This window comes from Pyrobaculum organotrophum (assembly GCF_055384425.1).
Window position 1 is genome coordinate 779,847 of the sequence record NZ_AP042430.1, and the last position, 20,306, is coordinate 800,152.

Consider the following 20,306-nt stretch of genomic DNA (forward strand, 5'->3'; position numbering starts at 1 on the left):
ATGCAGATTAAAAAATTAATAAGGCCACTCCATCAACTTTAGAATCTCTGGTACTCTCCTCCTCGCCTCCTCTCTTTGCTCATCGTAGTAATTCCTGCCTGTTGGATCTATCATTATGGTCAACGGCCCAAAATTCTCGACTTCGAGAACCCACATAGCCTCTGCAATCCCCAAGTCTAGCCAATAGACGTCGATCACCCTCTTTATAGCCTTTGCTGCGAGAACTCCAGCGCCGCCTGTAAAAATTGCGTATGCTGCTACGTGTTTTTTCATAGCCTCTGCAGTCCTCTTTCCCATGCCGCCTTTGCCAACAACTAACTTTACGCCAAATTTCTCAATAACATCAGCTTCAAAAGTCTCCATTCTAGCCGACGTTGTTGGACCCATGCTAATAATTTCCCAACCTCTATCGGTTTTTTTAGCGACAGGCCCTGCGTGGTAGATGACGCCGCCTTTTAAGTCCACTGGCAACTTTTCCCCGCGTTCTACATATTCTAGCATTCTCTTATGAGCTGAATCTCTAGCACTGACAATTACGCCGCTTATATATACTGTATCGCCTATGCGTAGCTTTGCAATATCTTCTGTAGAAAGCGGCGTCTTAAGGTAATACGTTGGCATGTTTAACTCCATAAGCTTATTTTTAAACATGTTATACGACCTAATATGCAAAGGCCTTAGACATCGGTACGAGAAACAGATTTTTAACACAACAAAGAAGGTTGTATGCTTGACCAAACCGTCCTTAAAGTTGCTAAAGAAGTCATTGTACGCGCAAGCATAGGACCTGCTCTTGACGTTACTTCGGCATTGAAAAAAGCACAAGAAACCGAAGAAAATGAAGCTGCTAAGGTCCAATTAGGCGCTATATTAAAAAACATAGAACTTTCAACAACAGAGAAGGCGGCGGTGTGTCAAGACACAGGATTTCCCAACTTTTTCATCAAACTTGGCGATCGATTTCCGCTGAGAAGCAAGATATATGATATATTAACACAGGCTGTACGTGAAGTTACAAAAGAACTACCACTAAGGCCAAACACTGTCCACCCGTTTACAGAGAAGAACCCAGGCGACAATACTGGAGTAGGCGCCCCCTGGTTTGAGGTAGAGCTTTTCGACGGCGACTACCTAGAGTTCTACTATGTGCCAAAGGGAGGAGGCACTGAATTACCAAGTAAAGCCTTTACGCTGCCGCCCGGTGTTGCGATGAAAGAGCTACCCCGCCTAGTGTTAGAGGCTGTAATTGACGCAGGCCCCATGCCTTGCCCCCCTGTAATTGTCGGCATAGGTATAGGCCCCTCGGTAGATATAGCAGCAAAACTAGCTAAGAAAGCTGCAACACTCAGGCCTGTGGGATCTAGACACCCAGAGCCAGAGATAGCCAAAATGGAAGAGGAGTTGTTAAAGGCTATAAATAAACTCGGCATGGGAGTTCACGGAGTTGGCGGCAGAGTTACAGCCCTTGATGTACACATAGAATACGTCTATCGACATCCTGCCACCTTCTCTATTGGAATAGTATTCTCCTGTTGGGCAACCCGTAGAGCAGGTGCCAGAGTATATTCAGACGGGAGGTATGAGTTTATCTAGACGGCATATTTTTTAAGCAAGTTTTCTATAGCATATTTTATCACATCCCCCCGGCTTCTGAAATAGCCTCTTGTAACTAGCCGATCTATCTTCCTCACTAAGTGTTTTGGCAAAATCACCGTGGTAACTACAGACTTTTCGTATTCCACATTTTTTACTCTAAGTCAATCTTAAAAATGTATGTGCGAGAAAGCGCCGCTTCCAACTCCAATTCTAATAATAGTAGTGGAGAATCACGGTGCGGTAGTCGGATGGCCCCTCGTAATACCTGGAGAGACCACGCTTATCGCACTGCCGTTTTATAAAGACCGAAAGACTCTGGCACTTATAAGACAGAAAAAAGCGTTTTCTATAAATCTCGTAAATGACGCTCAGAGGGCTGTTGAGATATTTGGTAAGCCAGGCGAGAAAAAACTTGAGAAATGGGGCAATGTCGTTAATTGTAAAGTTGCGCCTTGTTACGCTTTGGGAGATGCGTCAAGAGTAATAGAATGTATATACCGAGGGGAGTTTGGAATAAAAGATCATGTAGTAGTCCTCTGCAGTGCTGTGGCAAGTTATGGATGTGGCAAATTCACAATGTGGGATCCCTGCGCTAACCTCCAGCTGCCGGCGGTATAAAAACCACTTCGTCGCCATCTTTTAATTTTGTAGCTAGACCATTAAGCCACTCTATAGCTCTTCCGTTGACTAAGATGTTATACATAGGTTTTAAATTACCAGTTTCGTCTAAAATCTCTGTCTCTAGATTTCGATAGCGCATACTCAAGAGACTTATGAGTTCCTTTATTGAAATTCCGTCGGGGACGTCAAGTTCCGTTTTTAAAACTCCTGTTAACTCGTATAGAGACGCCAAAAACTTAACTCTGATTTTCACATAATATACTTCAACTCACTATTTTTCTTTAACTCTCGTAGTAAAAACAGGGAGATCCAAACCCACTTTCACATATCCTGACCCAAGAAGCCCCCATAAGTTCTGCTATATGTCTTGCTAAACACTCGCCACTGACGCCAGATAGGCTACACGGCACTATATATACATCTTTTATATCGGGCGGCAGTTTTTCAAATGGCGATGCCAAATATCTCCCGTCCATAGATGTCAAGACTTTCCTAAATTTTTCGCTAACTTCTGCTGCATCGACTACAACATCTGTGTATCCGTCTCTACATATACCTACGGTGATTATGTAGTCGTGGCCATGAATCCGTGCCCACTTTGGAGAAAAAGAGGGATTATGTGCTACCGATATACTACCCCTAAGTTCAACACATGTACGCATATCTACAACACGCTATACGCTTTTTAACCTTCATATTTTGCCAAATGTGGAAGTTATAGATGTAGATAGAGCCGAGGCTGTTGCTAGTGTAATAAGAAGACTAGAGATAAAACGTGAGCAATATCTAGACCAACGCTTCTATCCTCCGCCCGACGATCCCTTGGAGAGTCAATTGGCATATTTTGTATCTATGGTCGCCATAGACCATAGAACTAGTCTCTGGGAGCCATTTGAAGGGGAGATAGAGGGGGAATTCTTCCACGGAGCAGACGCGCTTTATAGACTTGGGAGAATAGCCTACGACAAGGGTTTTTTCAAAGCTGAAAAACTCGCCAGACTTACACCGTCTGAAGCAGAGCTTCTCCTTTCGCTTGGGGGGAAAAGGGTGTGGGACTTCCACACTAGAGTGTTACTACTTAGAGATGTGGGACGTAAAGCTATGTTACGTGGCGGTTTTGAAAAACTAGTCTCAAGAGAGAGAATTTCAGATCTTCAAAAGTCACTAAAAGACCTCCGAGCATATGAGGATCCGGTAGGGAAGAAGGTTATGTTACTTGCCAAGTTTCTAGATGGGAGAAGGTTAGCCGATTTCAGAGATTTAAACGAAGCAGATGTTCCAGTTGATAACCACCTCTCCAGAGTGGCCTATAGATTAGGCATAGTTGATATCAACTACGATTTTTTAGAAAGTGGCGTTGAGGTAACGCGGGAAGAAGACATTAGACTTAGGGAGGCTGTCAAAACGGCATGGAGAATAGTTGCAAAATTTGCAGACATACACCCATTCGCCCTAGACGACTACCTATGGTCCTTTGGCAGAAAGATCTGTATTCGTGAATCTCCTAAATGCGATATTTGTCCACTTAAGGAGGTTTGTAAAGCTTATTCTCTGTCGAGATTTCCGCCAGAACATTTACATACAATCACGTGGTATTACTAGTATGAGAATTAGGGCGGTCACTCTTCATGTAAGGTGGGACGACGACTTCTCTATTGTAGATAAGTTTCTCCAAGTTACAAAAGACATTAACGCTTTAACTATCCGTATATCTGTATCACCGCCGCCTCCTGGACAAGTCGAAAAAGTTATAAAAACTCTTAAAGACCGCGGCGTAAAGTATATTTCGGCTCTACATTTGTATTACAATGCAGAGGATATCTATAGGCTTGTTTCTCAGTACGAAGTCTTTGGCACTCTAAACGATGTATTAGAATATGTGAAATTTTTAAAAAATATATATTCTAAAGGGGAGATACATCTCTCTCGCTACATTTCTCTCATAATAGGGGGACATGTTTATAATTCGCCGTATTTTCCAGCATCTTTATCAACCGAGCGCGGACTTTCAGTATCTCTTTTATATCCAAACGATATAGAGAACGTAGATGATATTAGCTTTATTTTAAAAAAAGGAGAAGAGATGGGTAGATACATCGCCGAACTAATTGGCGTCAAGTTCCTAGGGTTAGACGGCTCACTATCGCCTTGGGGAGAGGAGAGTGTGGCAAAAGCCGTAGAGAGGATTTTTGGTATGAGGCTTGGCAATGTGGGTTCACATTATGCAATCTACAGACTAAACAAGGCGATTAAAGAAGCGGAGGTTAAAAAGGTCGGCTTTAATGAAGTCATGCTCCCTCTTGCCGAGGACGAGGAGCTTAAGCGACTTATAAGAGAGGGTGTTCTTGATCTTTCCAAGCTTATTAGCTATATCTCGGTGTGTGTGCCTGGTCTTGATATGGCGCCGATAAAGATAAGCCAGTGGGATAGGTTGAGACGACTGTTATACGACTTACTGGCAATAGCCGAGGTAAAGAAACGGCCAATTGGCGTGAGGATTTTCCCTGTGGATACAGACGAGTATTACATAGAAGGCTTCGGAAACACTCCAGCGCTAGTCCTTGGATAAATTAAATTAGGCAGTGTGTTTTACAAAGCGTGATACGTCATATAATGCTTTCCCCTAAATACGTAAGGCTCTTATTCAGGGGAGAGAAAAAGAGTACTGTCAGACCTGGTTTACTACGAGTTGCAGACAGAGTATATATCCACAGCAGAGGTAAAATCGTTGCTATTGCCGAAGTTGAACAAGTATCGTATAAACGTCTCTCTGAATTGACAGACGAAGACGCAATACTCGACGGTTTCAAGTCAAGAGAAGAGTTGATAGAGTATCTAAGGAGGAGATATCCAGGTATTAAAGACAGCGCTATAGTGACTATCATACGTTTTAAAAACATTGAGAAAACAGATATGCCAGAGGATTTACAATATGGGGGATTGACACCTGTAGAAATCGCAACTTTGGCATTAAACAAGCTCAAGCTCAGTAACCGCGAGCAACAGATACTAAAGGCAGTTGTTGAAACAGGGAGTATACGTAAGGCGGCTCTCAAGCTTTTTGGAACTGTTGAAAAGAGGGGGGTCATTAGGCGAGTTTTAAGGAGAGCAGCTATAGCGTTATTTAAAGAGGACGTTAAAAGCGGCTAAGTCTTTTCTGCATATTAGTAGGCCACATAATATACGCGAGAGATTCTGGAGTTTTTGTTAATAGTGAGGTTAATACAGCTTCTACAAGATCTGGGCTGACTCTGACGTATTGATCTACAGCATCTAAAATCTGCGGATATCCTGTCACTGTAGAAGTTGTCGCTGCTAGATAAGATACAATGTTTTCCACGCCTAAGTTTCCAAAGTCTAAGACCTCAACGCGGACAGCCGTCCTATGGCCAGGAGGCATGTAGTACACGACTTCTATATCTCCGAGATGGCGGAGGTATGGATATTCATGTGTTTCTAATACAGTTTTAAAATTTTTATCAAATTCCTTGAGCCTACGGCAAAGTCTTTCGCCTTTCTCAGACAACTTTGTAGACTTACCACTGTAACACATGAGGATAGAATCCCTCTCTCTGTTACCCTCACAATCGGCGTAATGTATCAACACCCATTTGGGTAAAACATCTCGTAGTTTGCCGAGACTGAAATATTCGCCAGGTTTTAACATTGTAGATGCGGTTATTTTGTCATTAACAGGAAGACACTTGTTAGCTAGCACAGACAGATATTTTGATCTAACTCTTTTGGCTACTCCCACTATAGTTGTTCTACTTTGTGCCGCCGCTTTTAACATCCTATTTACCACACGGTTTATCTCCTCATATTTCCCGCCTTTCACAGCAAGATTATATGGGAGCGGATGTATTGCGATTTCGCCGTCAAGCACCAATAAGTCTATGTTTTTTCTACCTTCGAGCTTAGTCTCAAGGAGTCTCGCCGCCAGACGTTTCTCTAAGATGGCGGAGAATCTTGAAAGATCGGCTTCTCTGCTGTCACTGAAGTATATAGCACCAGATACATACCTGTCTTGTATGCCATAGGAAACTCCAACATACCCATATGCAATGACTGTAAATACGCCGCCGACTAACTCCAGTGGTGGAGTGCCATATGACGAATCCACTGCGTAGACATTAAAATTACGAGGAGATACGATTTCTTTTACTACGACTTTTTCCCTAAGTGAGACGAGTTCATCTATTATCTTGTGGAGTTGCATAATTTTTTCTGAATATTTTTCAATGTCATGTCTAAGCGCGATTATTAAATCAGGCTCAATCCAATAGTCTAGCGTTTCCATTACTAAACTTCGCGTGTCTTTATTAAAACGGGTTTACGTAAGGGGTTCATAAGTCCCGCGACGAAAAACTCCCTGGGCTGTAACTGCGCTAAGATGCTTTCGTTTACATCTGCTAGATCTAGATACATGGAGATCTCTCTTATGTCTGTAGGCGCTGTAAGTCTAGAGAAAAATATGGTTCCCAAGTTAGCCCTAATAGAGGGGTCTATATCTCCGACAATTCGCTGGCTTGCAAGCACGATAGAGAGTCCCCATTTCCTCCCCTCTCTGACAGTCGTCTCTATGGCGTCCTTAGATATTGTCCATGTCTGAGGGGCGTAGTTTTGAGCTTCATCTACTACAAACACCACATTTGTGGAAGTCTTCTCTCTCTTAACCTTGTTCCATGCTGCCTCAATTACAGACGCCACAATTGCTTGTTTAACTGAGAGATCGGTGTCATAGCTTAGATCAATTACTATAGGCGAGACGTCGATAGAGAGTATATCTCCAGGCAATTTCACTCTGGCGTTTAACTCTTCAAAAAATGTATTATCTACAAGCTGTTTGATGTAAAGTTCGACTTTCTCAATGGTTGAGTCTCTGGCGTTTAACCTTTTCATTACTCTCTTTACATGGGCTATAAAAGTCTCTTTTGACCACTTCCCCTCGTAAGTCATAGTCGCAATCTCTAGATACTCTCCATGTGTCTGCCATTGCAGTTGTGCAACTCTTGCTATAACCGAGGCCAGTATATTTGGTGGTATTTTCACTTCTGTAGATTTTATAACTGTTTGATAATAGGGGGCGTAATCAACTCCCGTGTGGTCAAATACCACGACCTTGTACCCTCTCGTTGCTAGCTCATTTATAAGCGCTCTCACAAGTCGCGATTTACCCATACCAGTGGCGCCGAAGACACCAACGTGGTGAGTTATATATCTAACATCTAGGGGTAACGCCCACCCTGAGTACTTATGTGTCCCGATGTAGATGTACTCGCCTTTGAAAAGCCCCTCGAGAATAGAAGCGTCAATTAGATAGACCTTAGAGCCCGGGGTTACGATATTAGTTACTTCGCTAATTTTTCCATCTCTAACAGCCACATACGGTTTCACGATAGCAGATGTGTATGGCAATAAAATGCCATGATCTACCATGTCTGGCCTGTCCACGTATGGCGTTCTAACTCTATCTTTTATGACAGGTTCAAGTTTTGTCACCCTCCGTAGGAAGCCAATTACCATCTCTCCTGGGTTTTCTCTATCGACAACGCCAACCAATTGCTCTTCTACTGCATAACGCTCGGCAGAACGGTATATTTGCACCGGGATGGCTCCAATAGTAGCTCCACTGACGACAATTCCAAGCTCTTTCACATCTCCTACTTTCATTCGAGATAAATTTCTATCTCTACTCTATCGCCGTCTCTAAGGCCAAGTATTTCGCGGAGTTTAAAAGGAGCTATTACCTCAATTACGTCGGCGGGGTGATGTGTTCTCTCTGGCATTACAATAGCGCCCTCTATATCTCTTAGTTTTGCTCTAAAGGCCTTTACTGCGCCGTAAGTCCTCAACCCGTTCGAAAAACCTGGTATAAGTATGCCAGGGAGACTATCTAGATATCTCTTGTATACTACCGAGGGGGGGTCTAATTTTATATTTAGCGTACCTGGATATGGCGTAAACCCAAGTTTTTGTTCTATAGCTCGTCTATAGCCCTCTAGCGACATGTAAAATGCGCCTTCGCCAAGTCCGCTAACTACACGCCCAGAGAGTCTTATAGAGAGTATGTTAAAGTAACGCAGTAAATCCTTAAGTACAATGCCCAATGTGTCTTTGCCCTTCTGGGTGAGCCTAATGGCAGGTCCCTCCGCTACATAACCCTCTTTTTTGAGGTGGCGGAGTAGTTTGTATAGTCCCTGTCTAGTGAGACAAAGTTTTTCTGCAGCGTCTGTCACAGAGAGCCCCTCTACAGTTGAGAGAGCTATTAAATCGCCGATAAGTCTACGATCTATACACTTCATAACTCCAAAAGTTGTTTGTAAAACACAGCCTTGGCTAAGTCTACTAGGGTCTCTACTCTATTTACTGCCTCAGCTAAGTCTCTACCTACAGCTACTACTCCGTGGCGTTTTAAAATAGCTACGTTATTTCTTTCTAGTGCTTTTGCAACACTTTCTGCCAACTCTACAGTGCCAGGTTGGAAATACTCCACTATAGCTATTTCTGAGCCGAGATATATCTCAGCTTCTGAAAGAAGCGAACTGTCTAACTTATCGGCGAGAATTATAGGTAAGACGTCGTGTGTATGCACTACGGCGTTTACATCGCCCCGTCTCTTATATACTGCCACATGCATTCGCCACTCGCTTGTCGGCATTAGACGACCTTTAATAACTCTGCCCTCTAAGTCTATCCAGACTAAGTCGTCAACTGTGAGAAACGGCTTTGGACGTGACGTAGGCGTCACTAATACTCTATTTCCCGCACGAACCGAGACATTGCCTGACAAGAGAGTTAAGTGACCTCTTTCGTAAAGTAGGCGTACGTACCTTAGAAACTCCTCCTCTATCTCCATTTACGCCGTCGGCAAGGGCCCAAGCCCTATCTTTTTACGGTATTCGTTGTATTTATTAACTACTTGTGTATACCATCTATCTAATTCTGCTTTCTCTCTTGGATATGCTAGGTATAAATCTCCGATCTCCTTAGCATATTGAATAGATAGAGTAAGTTTTCTCAATAGTGCAGGTCTGCCAACAAATTGCATCAACACTTTAAATTTGTCAATCAGTGACAGATCGGTACCCCTGGCGGCTAGGTGGTAAATTTCGTCTTCGTTTAATATTTTACGTGAAAGTCCGAAGTTAAGGTCGTCGTTGTCTAATGTCTGAAGCATAAGCCGTAGCACGTCAAGTTGTGCCTGTCTAAAGCCCCACTCCTTCATGTAGAGCAAGTTGTACTCCCACAGCGTTTCTTCAGAAAAATCGCCGGTTTCAAAAGCCTTTGTTATCGCTTTTGAGGCCAACTCAGCAGTGAGCAAAGCCTGCCCTATTCCGCCGCCATGTATTGGATTAACCGCGGCAGCGGCGTCGCCTAGTACTACAATTCCATTGCCAACTAAAGTCTTTAATGGTCTCCTAGTTGGGATAAAGCCGCCGCCTATGTGGTATTTGCCTCTAATTTTAAACCGCGGCAATATGTATTGTTCATAGTTAACTCTAGGGTTTCGTCTCAAAACCCCCCAGATCCCCAGTCCGATGTTCAACATTGTAGCGTTACGGGGGAAGATCCACCAATAACCGCCTGGAGCTACTGCCATATCTAGGTATATCTTTATATACTGTGGATTTTCCAAAGGCTCTTCTACATACACAATCTCTCTATATGCATGTGAGACATCCTCTGGGTGCAACGGCTCTGAGACTGCCCAACCTGATAGTTTAGTTCTTAAAACGGCGGCAGCTCCTGTGGCGTCTATAGTAACCTTAGCTCTAAATTCTTTAACAATGCCGCTTTTCCTCTCTACCGCCTTTACTCCAACTACAGAGCCGTTTTCAACTATGGGAGATGTTGCCGTGTGCCCCTCATAAAGTGTTGCACCAGCTCTAATAGCCTCTTCCACAAGCCACCTACCCCAGGCAAATCTATCTAAGACGTAGCCTTCTCCTTTAATTATCAGTTTAGTCTTTTCATCAGGGCTTATAAGCTCCACGCCCTCTATTTTGTTCTGAAAAACCTTGGAGTTCGGAGTAAGGTATCTTGACATCCTTTCCACATGGTGAAGACCTAGCCCATCGCCGCAAGTCTTAACTCCTATCTCATTGCCACTTTTAGATTCTAACAAGGCCACTCTAAATCCGCTTTTTGCAAGAAGGTAAGATGCGTAAGCTCCCGCAGTGCCGGCGCCGGCAATTACAATGTCAAATTTCTCCACCATGAGGTTTTGAAAATATGTGATTTTAAAATGTCAAAATTGTCTGAACTAGCCCCCTTTGTGGCGCCCGGCCCTCTCCGGGAGGGCGCGGGGCCCGCTCGCAGATACGCCTTTCGGCGGCCGCGGGCGAGGGGGCTTGGGTCGTTGGGGCTGGCTGTGCCTCCAGTCGCCGAGACCCAAGGCCGGAGATGTGGCTCATGAGAGAGTTTTTTACGAGATTAAAAGTAAGATGGCCACCGAGAGGGAGAAAGTGGGTTGTTTTGTCTTCTGGAGTAGCTCCCAATAGCGCTTTTTGGCCCATATCAACGGCGCCCACTCTCAACTGGACGTCAAGGAGGCTGCTCTAAAGAACGCCATGTCGCGCCAGAACATCTTTCCTTGCTTTATGAAGTGCTTCCCTAACCCGCACTTTGGAAACGTCTCATCAATAATCCGATGCGCCAATTCGCGCTTGTCTGGCATCAACAGAGCGTCTAGCTCCTCCGCAGTCAGCTTGGACTCCTCCTTTCCTGTCAATTCTTTCAACAGCCTTTTGACGTACTCCTCCACCGCCGAGTGCATCCTCGTGACGAGGTCGAGGACGTCTGGACGCTTCTCCACAAGACGCCATGGGGTCGTGATCTTCAACGTCCTGTACGTTTGGCTCATGGGCGCATATGGCGTGGGGGAGAAAAACTAGCTGAAAAGACATATCTTGGCTTTCTTTCTACTCCCTCGAAACACCTGCCTAACGGCGCCGCCGTTAGGCAGGTGTGATGTGTTTCTCGCTTTTCGTGCTCTGAACCCATGGGGCGTGTGGCGGATTAAGATGATGGCATATGTCTTCGCCGCGTCGGCCGCTCTCGACGTTTTGACAACGGCGGTTTGACTAACCATGGGCTTTGTCGAGTTGAACCCGCTCTTTGCCGGCGCGCCGTGGCTCGGCATAGCGTTTAACGTTGTGTTAGTCGTCGCCCTGGTCCACATAGCGGAGAGATACATACACTAATTACACGCTGTTGTGCGCCACCTCGCCGCAACTCTGCTGATCGCCGCTTCGGCGCGCGCTCTCGCCTCCGTCAACAACGTGCTCCACCTCCTCGGCGCCGTAGACACACCGCCGTTGACGTCACACGTCGCGTTTCTATTCGCGATCCCATTAGTCGCCATTACCGTTGATGCGATATGGAAATAACCTTTTCCACGTATTTCTCCCCGTCTGCACCCTCCTCCATGGGCGAAGCCATCGTTGAACTTCTGTCTTTAGGCAAGAAGGAATTGAAGAGGCGAATCAGAGAGTTGAAGAGACGCGGCGGGGCGTCTTCTGCTTGCGTCTTTCCGCCGTCTCATGCGCTACGTCCGCGACGTAGTTGAGTTGGCGCCCATGGCAGAAGCCGTTCTAGAGAACAAGATTCAATGGTGTAGAGAGGCGGCGGGGAGAGCGCGAAGTCATGAGACAGTACGCTGAAAACGTTATTCGCCGTAAAGATGCTAGACGGTGTAAATGTCTCTGTGAAGAGGGGCGCAAGGGGCGTCGCGCCGGCGTTGCTCTGCTACACTGTCGTAGTCAAGCCGGCGAGATGACTCAGCAAAGAGGAGTTCCTGTCGCTTAGTAGACAACTCGCGACGCTTGGATTCAAATACTGGAGCGGCAAGTGGAAGCGAAGTTTCACTAGATATCTCTATGGCGATTGTTGACAACGCCAATGATGTCTTAGAAAATGCGACGGGCGCCACCTCGGAACTAACACGCTCTTCTTACCAACATTGACACTAACTCATGAGCCAAACTCCAAAAGTAATAATATACACAAACCACAAACAAACCGCAGAGTTAATCGTCTCCATCTTGCCGGGGACAGAGGTGGTGGTGCCGGACAGAAGCAAACACCGGTAGAGGAAATAGCAAAGTACCAACTGGACACCTCAATCATAGGAATGATGTCGCTCAACGCGGCGGCCGACTTGAGACAGAGGGTACTACGTGTACCTCACTAGGCTAGACGGCAAGAACGCTGTGCATAGCCCTGCTGTAGTGAGATTCAGGGCGGCCAATAAGTTAAATAATCAGCTGTGTCTCTTTCTGTGAAAATCGTGGTTACAAATGACGACGGACCTAATACCTCTCTCCTAGAGTTGTTAGTAGAGGCATTAAAATCAGCTGGACATTCTGTTGTTGTAGTAGTGCCAGAGCGGCCTAGGTCTGCTGCCGGTTTAGCCAGGACATACCACAAGCCTCTTAGGGTTAGAAAATTTGGCAACTACTATGTAGTCAATGGCTTTCCTGCAGACGCCGTATTTCTCGCACTTAAACTTATAACTCCTGACGCAGATCTAATACTCTCCGGTATAAATACTGGTGAAAATATAGGAATAGAGGCAACATATGGCAGTGGCACAGTGGGGGCGGCTATACAAGGGGGTGTGCTCGGCGTACGCTCACTAGCTATTTCAATGGAATTGGGTGGCGATGTTAAATTTGCCACAAAAGTTGCTGTAGAAATGGTAGAGACATCGGCTTTAATACCAAGAGATGTGCTGGCAATAAGTATAAACATACCTAGCAAGTGGAGAGGCGGGCTATACTGTGTTAGAAAAATAGCAAGGACAGTCTATAAAGAAAAGCTTTACGAAGGAATAGATCCCAGGGGGGAGAAGTTCTATTGGCGTTGGGGTCCGCGTTCTGAGAGTTTTGAGCCAGATACAGACGCATACTACTTCTATGTTGAAAGAGGAGTGACAGTACTGGGGATTTCGGAATCAGGTGTTGCGAATGTGGGAAACTTTGGGAGAGAACTTGGAACTAAGATAGGAGCAAAACAAATATACTGCTAGCTATAGTGCCGTGTGGATGTAGTAAAAGTAATGAGGTACAAATTTACCAGATACTGCGTTAATAGAGCATACGCTACAATGGATCTACAGGGGATTCCTGCAGAGGTGCTAAACGTTTTTGACGATGTTGTAAATCAGATAAGAGACTTAGAGAAGTATTTCACATCTTTGGAATCTATTATAAAGGTGCTAAGAGTAGATCTCCCAGAGAAACTAAAGATTTTAAAAGACCGCGATCCTGCATTATTAAAATCTTTTGTAAAGAAAATAGTAGAGAATTGTCTAGAACTTGATGAGATAACAAATTCAAAGATTAAAGAATACTTAGAGGAGTTGTTAAGGAGCTTATAACTACTTTTTCATAAGTGAGGATACTTCTCAATGCGCCGCCTGGCTACGGCAAATCTAGAGCTATAGCGAAAATTGCAGCGCAGAAACGGCGGGCCTTGATATTTGTTAGAAGCCATCTAGAAGGGCTCCAGATGGCTAGATATGTCGAAGAATACGGCGGTAGTGCTGGGCTACTATTTGGCAGAAAGACTCTTTGTCCATTTGGGGCTGAGAACCTACTGCAATGTTTAAAACTAAGAGAGGTGGGCGTATGTAGGGCTAAGTCGCGGAGACTTGAAAAACCAGCTTTTGACATAGACGAAATTTATAAACAGGGGGCATGTCCCTATGAGGTTTTACATGTCTCAGGTAGACACACTAACGTAATTATACTTCCCATTGCCTATATTTCGAAGATCTCTAATATTGTAGCTATAAGCGATTTATTCGAAGAGGTAGACTTCGTAGCTCTCGATGAAGTGCATAATTTACTTACAACAGTATCTGTACAAGACGACGAACTGTATTCAAAACAGTATTGTGTAGCTGACGAGACGCCAATATGTCTTGCCTTGCCTTTAATAGGCGAACTTGTAAAAAAGACTAAAAGTCTATTAGCTGCCAGTGCTTCAGTTCTACGGCACTTTTCTCAAATTTTTACATATTTTCTCAATGCACGCTTTGTTGAAATAGAAAAAATTCCAGGTATTGAAAACTTAGAAATAGACCTTATACCAGCTAAAATACGTTACAACACAAGAACAAAGAGCAGATACGTAGAATTAGTGACAAGAGAGGTGAAACGTGTATATCAGGAATATGGTCAAGTTATCGTATTTTTCCCTAATAAAGAACTCGCCATGTATTATCTTTCAAAAATGAGCGACTTGCCAGTGTCTGACCAACCTCTTGGCGATATAAACCACGTCATAGTAACATATTACGGTAGCCCAATTTCAGAAGGTATAAATCTAAATGTCAAGGCTGGTGTTTTTGTTGGTTTCCCAATACCTAATATTAAGTCTAGAGAATTGTGGTTAAAGATAAAAATACTATACCGACTTGGTTTTAATGGGTATAAATATGGCATATTATTCACTGCGGTAAATCACATAGTACAAGCAGTTGGGAGGGTATTAAGAGATTTAAACAGAGAGAGAAAATACATTCTCTTCATAGACGATAGATATACTAAATACAAACATTTACTTCCTCGGTATCTTTCGCAAACTCTTCAGCCTTAAGGCGGTTATATTTAGTAGTTGTAAATGTGATAACTTCTGTATGCTACAGATACTTATACAACAGGGGTCGGATATGGATAAACGGAATAGCATAGAAAAGATACTAAAGATTTTAGGTTTAAAAATAGATGAGATAACTAATTGCGATATTTACATAAACTACTTTATGCAATATATTGCAAATATTGAAAGAGAAATTTTTGATATAAAAAATAAATTGGAATACCTAGAAGAGAGATGTTCTCAAACATCAAAGAAATGAATAAATAGCTAGTCTTTCTGTAAATGTATGGCTGATATCCGAACTCTCTCACGTACTTATAGCGATAAAATCGATTCTGTCCGTATCAAGTTAATAACAATAAAATTCCTTAGAGAACAGGTACAAAATGCAAGAGGAAACCTAATCACATTTAGACCTTCCAAAGTTGCACAAGACCTTCACATATATGATAGACAAGACCTCCGTGCAAAAACTGTCCTAATCAGAGCTTTTCTTGACGACTTAGTTCAGAGAGGTTACATTACAATAATAAAACGGAGTGCCAGAGGAAAAGTATACGGCCTTTATAAAAGTAACAAGTTCTGGGATGTGTTAATGGTTTATGAGCCCGAGAAAATTCTAGAACTTATCGAATCGGAAAAGTTAGATATAGCATAATTACTACCTTTATATTGTCTCAAAGACTTTTCAAAGTGGATGCGGTTGAAATACTGTACTTTCTGCGTAACAGGTATAAAAGCAATAGCTTTAAGACAGCACTGGTAGGCACTTATAAAGAGGGTAGATATGTTGACCCTCCCTTGTTGAGAACAGATGCATACTTGTTGTTTGTCCCGTTGGCATTGTCAATATTTCCAATTTTCCTAACAAGAGAGATAATATCGCAGTGGATCGCAGGCATTACTATCATAATCTTGACGTATTTAGCTCTATATATATACCTAAGGAGAGGCTGTTTTGTACCTGATGAAGTTAGAGTTTTGAAGACTAACCATGGAGATGTAGAGTATCTTCGGAGAAATAAGCTAGAGATATTAGAAAACCCCTCTCTGTTGTCAGACGATTATGAGATATACTATGTGCGGCCAAATGTATGTGTAACACGTGATAAAAAGGCAAACGCCTTCACTTTAGATGGCCCAGGAGGGCCGATTATGTATTTTACCACTGGCCTTTTTGCAAGACTCGAGCCAGAGGAGCTTCAAGCGGTGCTGGAACATGAAATGGGACATATAAAGTATAAACATACATATAAGTTACTGGCTTTTTTAGCAGCTGAGTACACTCTAAGACTCCCCTTGGTACATTTAGTATATGCTAAATACTCAATTCTTTTATTAGCTGTCCATATGATAGGCGCAACATTTTTATTTACCGCATTATTACAAGCTTTTGAGTTTGAAGCCGATAGACATGCGGCTATGAAAGATAGGAACCGCCTAATTGCCGCGTTGGTAAAACTAGACTGGAATGGAATTGTTGAATCTGTAATTAACCCACTTGCGGCTCGATTGACACTTCTAGCTAGGACACACCCTCTTACGATAGATAGAATTAGGAAGTTAAATGCGCTTCCTAACTAGACTCGTTAGGACAATAGAGCAGTTGGAAAGAGTTTCTCAGAAATGTGGAGATGAAGATCTTAGATCTCTAGTAGCCGACCTCTATAGACAGTTGACAGTTGTGGTTAACATACTGGAGAAAATATACAGTGTATATTCAGAGCTGGACTTATTGATTAAGACAGATCTGAGACTAGAGCCGGGTCTTTACATAGAGGCGCCGCAACAGCCGGAGAAACTATCAGAATACCTAGAGAGACTTAAAAAAGAAGGGTACGACCCAAATAAAGTCATATCTTATTTATTAGGAACAGATGTGGCACAGATAGAGCTTCGAAATGGCGAAATATACATCAAGCCAAAAGTATAGGTTGGCGATTAAAATCCTTCATAACGCTGATAAAGTACATTGCGAAGCTAGACTACGCTTGTTTTCAGCGCTATTAACCTCGCTCACTGCTCACCCAGCCTGGTCTCGTCATCTAGCACATTTCAAGATATTCTATATATTTTTTTAATATCTCAGCCACCTCCACCCCCGTTCTATACTTTTTTCTAAACTCGCCGACTATCACAATTGCCCTACCTCCGCTCATTACAATCTCTGCAGTAGAGGTGGGAGAGATATAGGGTGTGTACTTAATTACGTCGCCCTTTATCTCAAGAGGCCCTGTGTATGTATAATACCTAGATTTCACAGCTTTACCAACTCTATCCATAAGCTTGACAAGTAGCCATGCGACTTTTCTCAATGTCTCATCATCAATCTTACATTCGGTATTACGCGTCACCACGGCGACGTAAGAAGACTTTGCATACATATGTACTGCGAGGACTTTATCTCCTGCAGTAATTGTAAGAGCTTTTACCCCCGGACTTGCTGTGATAGAGAGCAGAAGTTTAGACGCGTTCAAGGGGAGTCACGCCGTCGGGACATTTATACTGGAGTTTTCTTGCACAAACTTCACAAAATACATAATTGCCTCTTCTACAGATGTACCTATCCTCAAATAGATAAAGTCTTTTTCCGCATCTAGAACACCTACCTATCATTAAAGTCTTTGGCGGATATACCATAGGCGAGGAAAATTAAACTTGGTTTAAAAAGATTAATATGCTAATAGGAGTTTTACACCTACTTCCAGTAGACGACCCCAATTATTTAGATCACGCGGTTAGAAACGCCAGGAGGTTAGAGGAGGCTGGGGTAGACGCCATATTAGTTGAAAATTTCTATGACGCCCCATTTAAACCCAAGGCAGACTTCAAAACCGCTATTGCTGTGACAGTAGCTATAAGAGATGTGATACATACGGTATCAGTTCCCGTCGGGGTGAATCTTCTGAGAAACGCTTGTCGCAAGGCAGCGGTTATAGCTAGATACACAGGTGCCCGCTTTATACGTTGCAACGCCTATACAGACATAGTTCTCTCCGAATCTGGCATATTACTCCCAGAGGCCCCTTATGTTAAAGGAGTAAAAACGCTGGCTGATGTACACGTAAAACACGGCGTGTCGCTGTATCCTCCGACACTAGCAGAAGCCGTAGAAGTAGCGTCGACAAGAGCGAAGCCTGACGCTATTGTAATAACTGGCAGAAAAACAGGCGAACCGCCAGACCCTGTGGAGCTTGCGACTGCAAGAGCTTACACCGACCTTCCAGTGTTAGCTGGCAGCGGCATCTGTTTTAATACGTTAGCCCTATTGAAAATTGTAGATGGAGCAATAGTGGGGACTTGTCTAAAAGAGGGGAAGGAGGTGGATCTAGAGAAGGCCAAAAAGTTTGTTCAGAACGCCAGGGCGGTACTAAAACCTAAGAGACCGCTATTGCTAGGGTAAAATCTCTCCGTCTTTTACATCCTGTTCTACCTCTCTATTCGGCCCCACCGCAGCGCCCCGGCCTACATATACTTCGTCTTTGACATAAACGCCGTCCGCTACTACAGCCTCTATTAAGCGCACCCACTTGCCTAAAACAACGCCTTCACCTACAATAGAGCGGTAGATATATGCCCCCGCTTCGGCCACAACCCCCTCCATTAGAACACTTTCCTTAACACGGACATAGGGCCCTAACTTACTCCTGGCTCCAATAACTGCGTAAGGCCCTATCACGCTTCCAGGCCCTATTACAACGCCTTCTCCTATATAGACAGGCGGTATGATTTTCACACCGGGCACCTCTGGACTACAGAATTTACAATTGTCAAGCGCTGCGAAATTAGCCTTTAGATAGTCGTTGTAAGTTCCAATGTCAAACCACAGCCCCCGGTGTATATAACCATATATGTCGAATTTTTCCATGAGGCGTGGAATTATGTGTTTGGCTATTTTCACCTCTCCGGAGTTTGACTCGGGAAATTCTTTCACTGCCTCGGGCTCGAAGATGTAAAAGCCGGCATTAGCTAAGTTGCTTCCAATAGGCTCTCTGGGCTTCTCTACAAATCTCTTGATGTGGCCTCTCTCATCTAATACCGCTATGCCAAATCTGCTTATTTCATCGGGAGGTACCTCAATTAGTGCTATAGTCACCGCGGCGCCAGACCTCTTATGATATTCCCATAGGCTTTTTACAGAGAGGTCTGTAAAAACATCGCCATTAGCCACAATAATAGGGCCTCTTAAGCCGAGACTTTTAACTACATTTATAACAGCACCGCCATCGCCCAACGGCTTATCCTCCTCTATAACTCTCACTCTATCTCCCCATCTGGCGGCCACGTAGTTTTTGATTATGTTAGACAGATATCTTGCAGATATCACAGGCTCTGTAACTTCGGCAACTTTCTCAATTACCCAGTCAAGCACGGGCCTCCCCAGGATGGGGAAAAGCGGTTTAGGCTTTGTATAACTGAGCGGTCTCAATCTAGTGGCAAAACCACCGGCTAAAATAATGCCACTCTCAGCCACGTAGAAATTACAACGATCTTATAAATTCATAGGCCACGATTTCCGCCTCAGTTACTTCGGCCTCTCTACGGCGTATGACATTCCCCCCTTCGCCAGCTATGAAGAAAACCTTCTTACTACGGTCAGATGTAGCGTTTAGGTAAAACTTTGCCACAATATACCTATTTCCTTTTGTCACAAAAATTTCATATGGCATAAGCCCCAATCTACAAGTGCAGCTCATACTTAACTCTCCAGCTCTTTGGAGAACGCCGGCAGTTGCCAACACCTTCTTAGCTAGCTCTACGTCTGAAGGAACCGCATTTATATGGAGTAGCGATCCGGCTCTTGACGCGCCAATTGCTACAGTTAGCCCAGAGGTGGAGAGGTATATCGGTTTATTCCATACGGACTCCCACTTTCCGAACTCTCTAGACTTAATGCTGTTAAGTGTAACAACTTTTTGTGGAAGAGGCTTAAATCCGCTTAAGTCAAGCACATAGGCAGGTTTGCCTATGGCTACGGCTTTAACGATAGTTGTAGAAAAAGAGGCAAATGCCATGTGGCCGCTTAGGAATTCGCCATGTACTCCTGGCTCAACAGAATCTATGGAAACGCCTACATACTCCTCTACTCTCTTTCCACTTTCTACCTCTAGGTAAATTGCCTTTCCTGAAGATATTCCTAGAGCCACTACACAAGGCGTATTAAATGTGGCCACGGCCCCATATCACGACTAAAATTTTAACATATCTCGTATCTCGCGGCGGGGATTTTGCACGTTGGTTTGATATATGTAACTGCTTATATGTCTGTGGATATCCGTGTGCTGGCTAAACTAGTAGCCTCTAAAGTGGGAGAAGAGCCAGTGGACTTGGATAAAATATTGGAATCTATTGGCGTTGAAATGTCTTGGATAGATAAGATAACGCTCGTACAAAACATGGAAGATATAGAGGCAGTATACCATGCGGTGTCAGGAAAAATTCTGATACGTAGGATAAATCATTAAAATAACCTTTGGAGC

At 43.7% G+C, this 20,306-nt stretch carries 30 protein-coding genes; 16 read left to right on the plus strand and 14 right to left on the minus strand.

Annotated features, from left to right (window positions below; genetic code table 11):
• Positions 1–15 precede the first annotated feature (15 nt).
• Positions 16–621: a FumA C-terminus/TtdB family hydratase beta subunit gene (locus ACZ49R_RS04570; protein ID WP_464733922.1), complete on the minus strand. Its 606-nt coding sequence runs from the start codon at positions 619–621 to the stop codon at positions 16–18.
• A gap of 105 nt (positions 622–726) precedes the next feature.
• Here ACZ49R_RS04570 and ACZ49R_RS04575 point away from each other — a divergent pair, with 105 nt between their 5' ends.
• A complete protein-coding gene (locus ACZ49R_RS04575; protein WP_464733923.1) occupies positions 727–1,593 on the plus strand; it encodes a fumarate hydratase in 867 nt (288 codons plus the stop codon).
• Here ACZ49R_RS04575 and ACZ49R_RS04580 read toward each other — a convergent pair.
• Positions 1,590–1,742 carry a ribbon-helix-helix domain-containing protein gene (locus tag ACZ49R_RS04580; RefSeq protein ID WP_011762700.1) on the minus strand — a complete coding sequence of 51 codons (153 nt, stop codon included), beginning with the start codon at positions 1,740–1,742 and terminating at the stop codon, positions 1,590–1,592. The genes ACZ49R_RS04575 and ACZ49R_RS04580 overlap by 4 nt on opposite strands.
• A 31-nt stretch (positions 1,743–1,773) precedes the next feature.
• On the opposite strand from ACZ49R_RS04580, the gene ACZ49R_RS04585 reads away from it, so the two are divergent.
• The gene (locus tag ACZ49R_RS04585; protein WP_011762699.1) at positions 1,774–2,214 is read left to right on the plus strand and encodes a flavin reductase; all 441 of its coding nucleotides are present in this window, start codon (positions 1,774–1,776) and stop codon (positions 2,212–2,214) included.
• Here the strand turns inward: ACZ49R_RS04585 and ACZ49R_RS04590 are convergent.
• Positions 2,189–2,470 carry a ubiquitin-like small modifier protein 1 gene (locus tag ACZ49R_RS04590; RefSeq protein WP_011762698.1) on the minus strand — a complete coding sequence of 94 codons (282 nt, stop codon included), beginning with the start codon at positions 2,468–2,470 and terminating at the stop codon, positions 2,189–2,191. The two genes, ACZ49R_RS04585 and ACZ49R_RS04590, sit on opposite strands and share 26 nt — an antisense overlap.
• Before the next feature lie 28 nt (positions 2,471–2,498).
• Positions 2,499–2,879: a 6-pyruvoyl trahydropterin synthase family protein gene (locus ACZ49R_RS04595; RefSeq protein WP_464733924.1), complete on the minus strand. Its 381-nt coding sequence runs from the start codon at positions 2,877–2,879 to the stop codon at positions 2,499–2,501.
• Between the two features lie 46 nt (positions 2,880–2,925).
• Here ACZ49R_RS04595 and ACZ49R_RS04600 point away from each other — a divergent pair, with 46 nt between their 5' ends.
• From ACZ49R_RS04600 to ACZ49R_RS04610, 3 genes are read left to right on the plus strand one after another with little or no spacing between them, the layout of a single operon-like run.
• Positions 2,926–3,819, plus strand: coding sequence for an N-glycosylase/DNA lyase (locus ACZ49R_RS04600; RefSeq protein ID WP_464733925.1), 894 nt, complete (start codon positions 2,926–2,928; stop codon positions 3,817–3,819).
• A 1-nt stretch (position 3,820) separates the two neighbouring features.
• Positions 3,821–4,786 carry a DUF711 family protein gene (locus ACZ49R_RS04605; protein ID WP_464733926.1) on the plus strand — a complete coding sequence of 322 codons (966 nt, stop codon included), beginning with the start codon at positions 3,821–3,823 and terminating at the stop codon, positions 4,784–4,786.
• A 44-nt stretch (positions 4,787–4,830) separates the two neighbouring features.
• Positions 4,831–5,367, plus strand: coding sequence for an ASCH domain-containing protein (locus tag ACZ49R_RS04610; protein WP_464733927.1), 537 nt, complete (start codon positions 4,831–4,833; stop codon positions 5,365–5,367).
• Here the strand turns inward: ACZ49R_RS04610 and ACZ49R_RS04615 are convergent.
• The 6 genes from ACZ49R_RS04615 to ACZ49R_RS04640 all read right to left on the minus strand — a co-directional run bounded on the left by ACZ49R_RS04615 (position 5,354) and on the right by ACZ49R_RS04640 (position 11,083).
• Complete coding sequence (locus ACZ49R_RS04615) at positions 5,354–6,517, minus strand: DNA double-strand break repair nuclease NurA (RefSeq protein ID WP_464733928.1); 1,164 nt, start codon at positions 6,515–6,517, stop codon at positions 5,354–5,356. The genes ACZ49R_RS04610 and ACZ49R_RS04615 overlap by 14 nt on opposite strands.
• A 2-nt stretch (positions 6,518–6,519) precedes the next feature.
• Positions 6,520–7,875, minus strand: a complete 1,356-nt coding sequence (locus tag ACZ49R_RS04620; RefSeq protein ID WP_464733929.1) for an ATP-binding protein — start codon at positions 7,873–7,875, stop codon at positions 6,520–6,522.
• Between the two features lie 11 nt (positions 7,876–7,886).
• The gene (locus ACZ49R_RS04625; RefSeq protein ID WP_464733930.1) at positions 7,887–8,522 is read right to left on the minus strand and encodes a DUF120 domain-containing protein; all 636 of its coding nucleotides are present in this window, start codon (positions 8,520–8,522) and stop codon (positions 7,887–7,889) included.
• Positions 8,519–9,076 carry a class II aldolase/adducin family protein gene (locus tag ACZ49R_RS04630; RefSeq protein ID WP_011762690.1) on the minus strand — a complete coding sequence of 186 codons (558 nt, stop codon included), beginning with the start codon at positions 9,074–9,076 and terminating at the stop codon, positions 8,519–8,521. The genes ACZ49R_RS04625 and ACZ49R_RS04630 overlap by 4 nt, the downstream gene beginning before the upstream one ends.
• Positions 9,077–10,438, minus strand: coding sequence for a digeranylgeranylglycerophospholipid reductase (locus tag ACZ49R_RS04635; protein WP_011762689.1), 1,362 nt, complete (start codon positions 10,436–10,438; stop codon positions 9,077–9,079).
• A 315-nt stretch (positions 10,439–10,753) separates the two neighbouring features.
• The gene (locus ACZ49R_RS04640) at positions 10,754–11,083 is read right to left on the minus strand and encodes a hypothetical protein (protein ID WP_464733931.1); all 330 of its coding nucleotides are present in this window, start codon (positions 11,081–11,083) and stop codon (positions 10,754–10,756) included.
• A 352-nt stretch (positions 11,084–11,435) separates the two neighbouring features.
• Here ACZ49R_RS04640 and ACZ49R_RS04645 point away from each other — a divergent pair, with 352 nt between their 5' ends.
• The 9 genes from ACZ49R_RS04645 (at position 11,436) to ACZ49R_RS04685 (ending at position 16,759) form a co-directional block, all read left to right on the plus strand.
• Complete coding sequence (locus ACZ49R_RS04645) at positions 11,436–11,609, plus strand: hypothetical protein (protein WP_464733932.1); 174 nt, start codon at positions 11,436–11,438, stop codon at positions 11,607–11,609.
• 38 nt (positions 11,610–11,647) lie between these two features.
• Entirely contained in the window at positions 11,648–11,788 is a 141-nt protein-coding gene (locus ACZ49R_RS04650; protein WP_464733933.1) for a hypothetical protein, read from the plus strand.
• Between the two features lie 711 nt (positions 11,789–12,499).
• On the plus strand, positions 12,500–13,249 hold the full coding sequence (gene surE / locus ACZ49R_RS04655) for a 5'/3'-nucleotidase SurE (protein WP_464733934.1): 750 nt from the start codon (positions 12,500–12,502) through the stop codon (positions 13,247–13,249).
• Between the two features lie 78 nt (positions 13,250–13,327).
• Positions 13,328–13,600, plus strand: a complete 273-nt coding sequence (locus tag ACZ49R_RS04660; protein ID WP_464733935.1) for a hypothetical protein — start codon at positions 13,328–13,330, stop codon at positions 13,598–13,600.
• Positions 13,601–13,614: 14 nt separating this feature from the next.
• On the plus strand, positions 13,615–14,823 hold the full coding sequence (locus tag ACZ49R_RS04665) for a helicase C-terminal domain-containing protein (RefSeq protein ID WP_464733936.1): 1,209 nt from the start codon (positions 13,615–13,617) through the stop codon (positions 14,821–14,823).
• Positions 14,824–14,896: 73 nt separating this feature from the next.
• Entirely contained in the window at positions 14,897–15,085 is a 189-nt protein-coding gene (locus tag ACZ49R_RS04670) for a hypothetical protein (RefSeq protein WP_464733937.1), read from the plus strand.
• 27 nt (positions 15,086–15,112) lie between these two features.
• Entirely contained in the window at positions 15,113–15,484 is a 372-nt protein-coding gene (locus tag ACZ49R_RS04675) for a DNA-binding protein (RefSeq protein ID WP_464733938.1), read from the plus strand.
• 35 nt (positions 15,485–15,519) lie between these two features.
• Positions 15,520–16,410, plus strand: a complete 891-nt coding sequence (locus ACZ49R_RS04680; RefSeq protein ID WP_464733939.1) for a M48 family metallopeptidase — start codon at positions 15,520–15,522, stop codon at positions 16,408–16,410.
• A complete protein-coding gene (locus ACZ49R_RS04685; RefSeq protein WP_011762682.1) occupies positions 16,394–16,759 on the plus strand; it encodes a hypothetical protein in 366 nt (121 codons plus the stop codon). Before ACZ49R_RS04680 ends, ACZ49R_RS04685 begins: the two co-directional genes overlap by 17 nt.
• Before the next feature lie 112 nt (positions 16,760–16,871).
• On the opposite strand, the gene ACZ49R_RS04690 is transcribed toward ACZ49R_RS04685, so the two are convergent.
• Both ACZ49R_RS04690 and ACZ49R_RS04695 read right to left on the minus strand, forming a co-directional pair.
• Complete coding sequence (locus tag ACZ49R_RS04690; RefSeq protein WP_464733940.1) at positions 16,872–17,303, minus strand: hypothetical protein; 432 nt, start codon at positions 17,301–17,303, stop codon at positions 16,872–16,874.
• A complete protein-coding gene (locus ACZ49R_RS04695) occupies positions 17,290–17,466 on the minus strand; it encodes a hypothetical protein (protein ID WP_167827622.1) in 177 nt (58 codons plus the stop codon). Before ACZ49R_RS04695 ends, ACZ49R_RS04690 begins: the two co-directional genes overlap by 14 nt.
• A 37-nt stretch (positions 17,467–17,503) precedes the next feature.
• Here ACZ49R_RS04695 and ACZ49R_RS04700 point away from each other — a divergent pair, with 37 nt between their 5' ends.
• The gene (locus tag ACZ49R_RS04700) at positions 17,504–18,229 is read left to right on the plus strand and encodes a BtpA/SgcQ family protein (RefSeq protein WP_011762680.1); all 726 of its coding nucleotides are present in this window, start codon (positions 17,504–17,506) and stop codon (positions 18,227–18,229) included.
• On the opposite strand, the gene ACZ49R_RS04705 is transcribed toward ACZ49R_RS04700, so the two are convergent.
• Positions 18,221–19,300 carry a sugar phosphate nucleotidyltransferase gene (locus ACZ49R_RS04705; protein WP_464733941.1) on the minus strand — a complete coding sequence of 360 codons (1,080 nt, stop codon included), beginning with the start codon at positions 19,298–19,300 and terminating at the stop codon, positions 18,221–18,223. The two genes, ACZ49R_RS04700 and ACZ49R_RS04705, sit on opposite strands and share 9 nt — an antisense overlap.
• 7 nt (positions 19,301–19,307) lie before the next feature.
• Positions 19,308–20,000 (minus strand): hypothetical protein, encoded by a 693-nt coding sequence (locus ACZ49R_RS04710; protein ID WP_464733942.1) that lies wholly within the window; start codon positions 19,998–20,000, stop codon positions 19,308–19,310.
• 87 nt (positions 20,001–20,087) lie between these two features.
• Between ACZ49R_RS04710 and ACZ49R_RS04715 the strand changes: the two genes are divergently transcribed.
• Positions 20,088–20,291: a hypothetical protein gene (locus ACZ49R_RS04715; RefSeq protein WP_011762677.1), complete on the plus strand. Its 204-nt coding sequence runs from the start codon at positions 20,088–20,090 to the stop codon at positions 20,289–20,291.
• The last annotated feature ends 15 nt before the right edge of the window (positions 20,292–20,306 follow it).

Coding starts and splice junctions, on each gene's coding strand:
- ACZ49R_RS04570 (WP_464733922.1), bottom strand. CDS start 621: ATGCCAACGTATTACCTTAAGACGCCGCTTTCTACAGAAGATATTGCA.
- ACZ49R_RS04575 (WP_464733923.1), top strand. CDS start 727: ATGCTTGACCAAACCGTCCTTAAAGTTGCTAAAGAAGTCATTGTACGC.
- ACZ49R_RS04585 (WP_011762699.1), top strand. CDS start 1,774: ATGTGCGAGAAAGCGCCGCTTCCAACTCCAATTCTAATAATAGTAGTG.
- ACZ49R_RS04595 (WP_464733924.1), bottom strand. CDS start 2,879: ATGCGTACATGTGTTGAACTTAGGGGTAGTATATCGGTAGCACATAAT.
- ACZ49R_RS04605 (WP_464733926.1), top strand. CDS start 3,821: ATGAGAATTAGGGCGGTCACTCTTCATGTAAGGTGGGACGACGACTTC.
- ACZ49R_RS04610 (WP_464733927.1), top strand. CDS start 4,831: ATGCTTTCCCCTAAATACGTAAGGCTCTTATTCAGGGGAGAGAAAAAG.
- ACZ49R_RS04615 (WP_464733928.1), bottom strand. CDS start 6,517: ATGGAAACGCTAGACTATTGGATTGAGCCTGATTTAATAATCGCGCTT.
- ACZ49R_RS04625 (WP_464733930.1), bottom strand. CDS start 8,522: ATGAAGTGTATAGATCGTAGACTTATCGGCGATTTAATAGCTCTCTCA.
- ACZ49R_RS04630 (WP_011762690.1), bottom strand. CDS start 9,076: ATGGAGATAGAGGAGGAGTTTCTAAGGTACGTACGCCTACTTTACGAA.
- ACZ49R_RS04635 (WP_011762689.1), bottom strand. CDS start 10,438: ATGGTGGAGAAATTTGACATTGTAATTGCCGGCGCCGGCACTGCGGGA.
- ACZ49R_RS04640 (WP_464733931.1), bottom strand. CDS start 11,083: ATGAGCCAAACGTACAGGACGTTGAAGATCACGACCCCATGGCGTCTT.
- ACZ49R_RS04650 (WP_464733933.1), top strand. CDS start 11,648: ATGGGCGAAGCCATCGTTGAACTTCTGTCTTTAGGCAAGAAGGAATTG.
- ACZ49R_RS04660 (WP_464733935.1), top strand. CDS start 13,328: ATGGATCTACAGGGGATTCCTGCAGAGGTGCTAAACGTTTTTGACGAT.
- ACZ49R_RS04670 (WP_464733937.1), top strand. CDS start 14,897: ATGGATAAACGGAATAGCATAGAAAAGATACTAAAGATTTTAGGTTTA.
- ACZ49R_RS04675 (WP_464733938.1), top strand. CDS start 15,113: ATGGCTGATATCCGAACTCTCTCACGTACTTATAGCGATAAAATCGAT.
- ACZ49R_RS04685 (WP_011762682.1), top strand. CDS start 16,394: ATGCGCTTCCTAACTAGACTCGTTAGGACAATAGAGCAGTTGGAAAGA.
- ACZ49R_RS04695 (WP_167827622.1), bottom strand. CDS start 17,466: ATGGTATATCCGCCAAAGACTTTAATGATAGGTAGGTGTTCTAGATGC.
- ACZ49R_RS04700 (WP_011762680.1), top strand. CDS start 17,504: ATGCTAATAGGAGTTTTACACCTACTTCCAGTAGACGACCCCAATTAT.
- ACZ49R_RS04715 (WP_011762677.1), top strand. CDS start 20,088: ATGTCTGTGGATATCCGTGTGCTGGCTAAACTAGTAGCCTCTAAAGTG.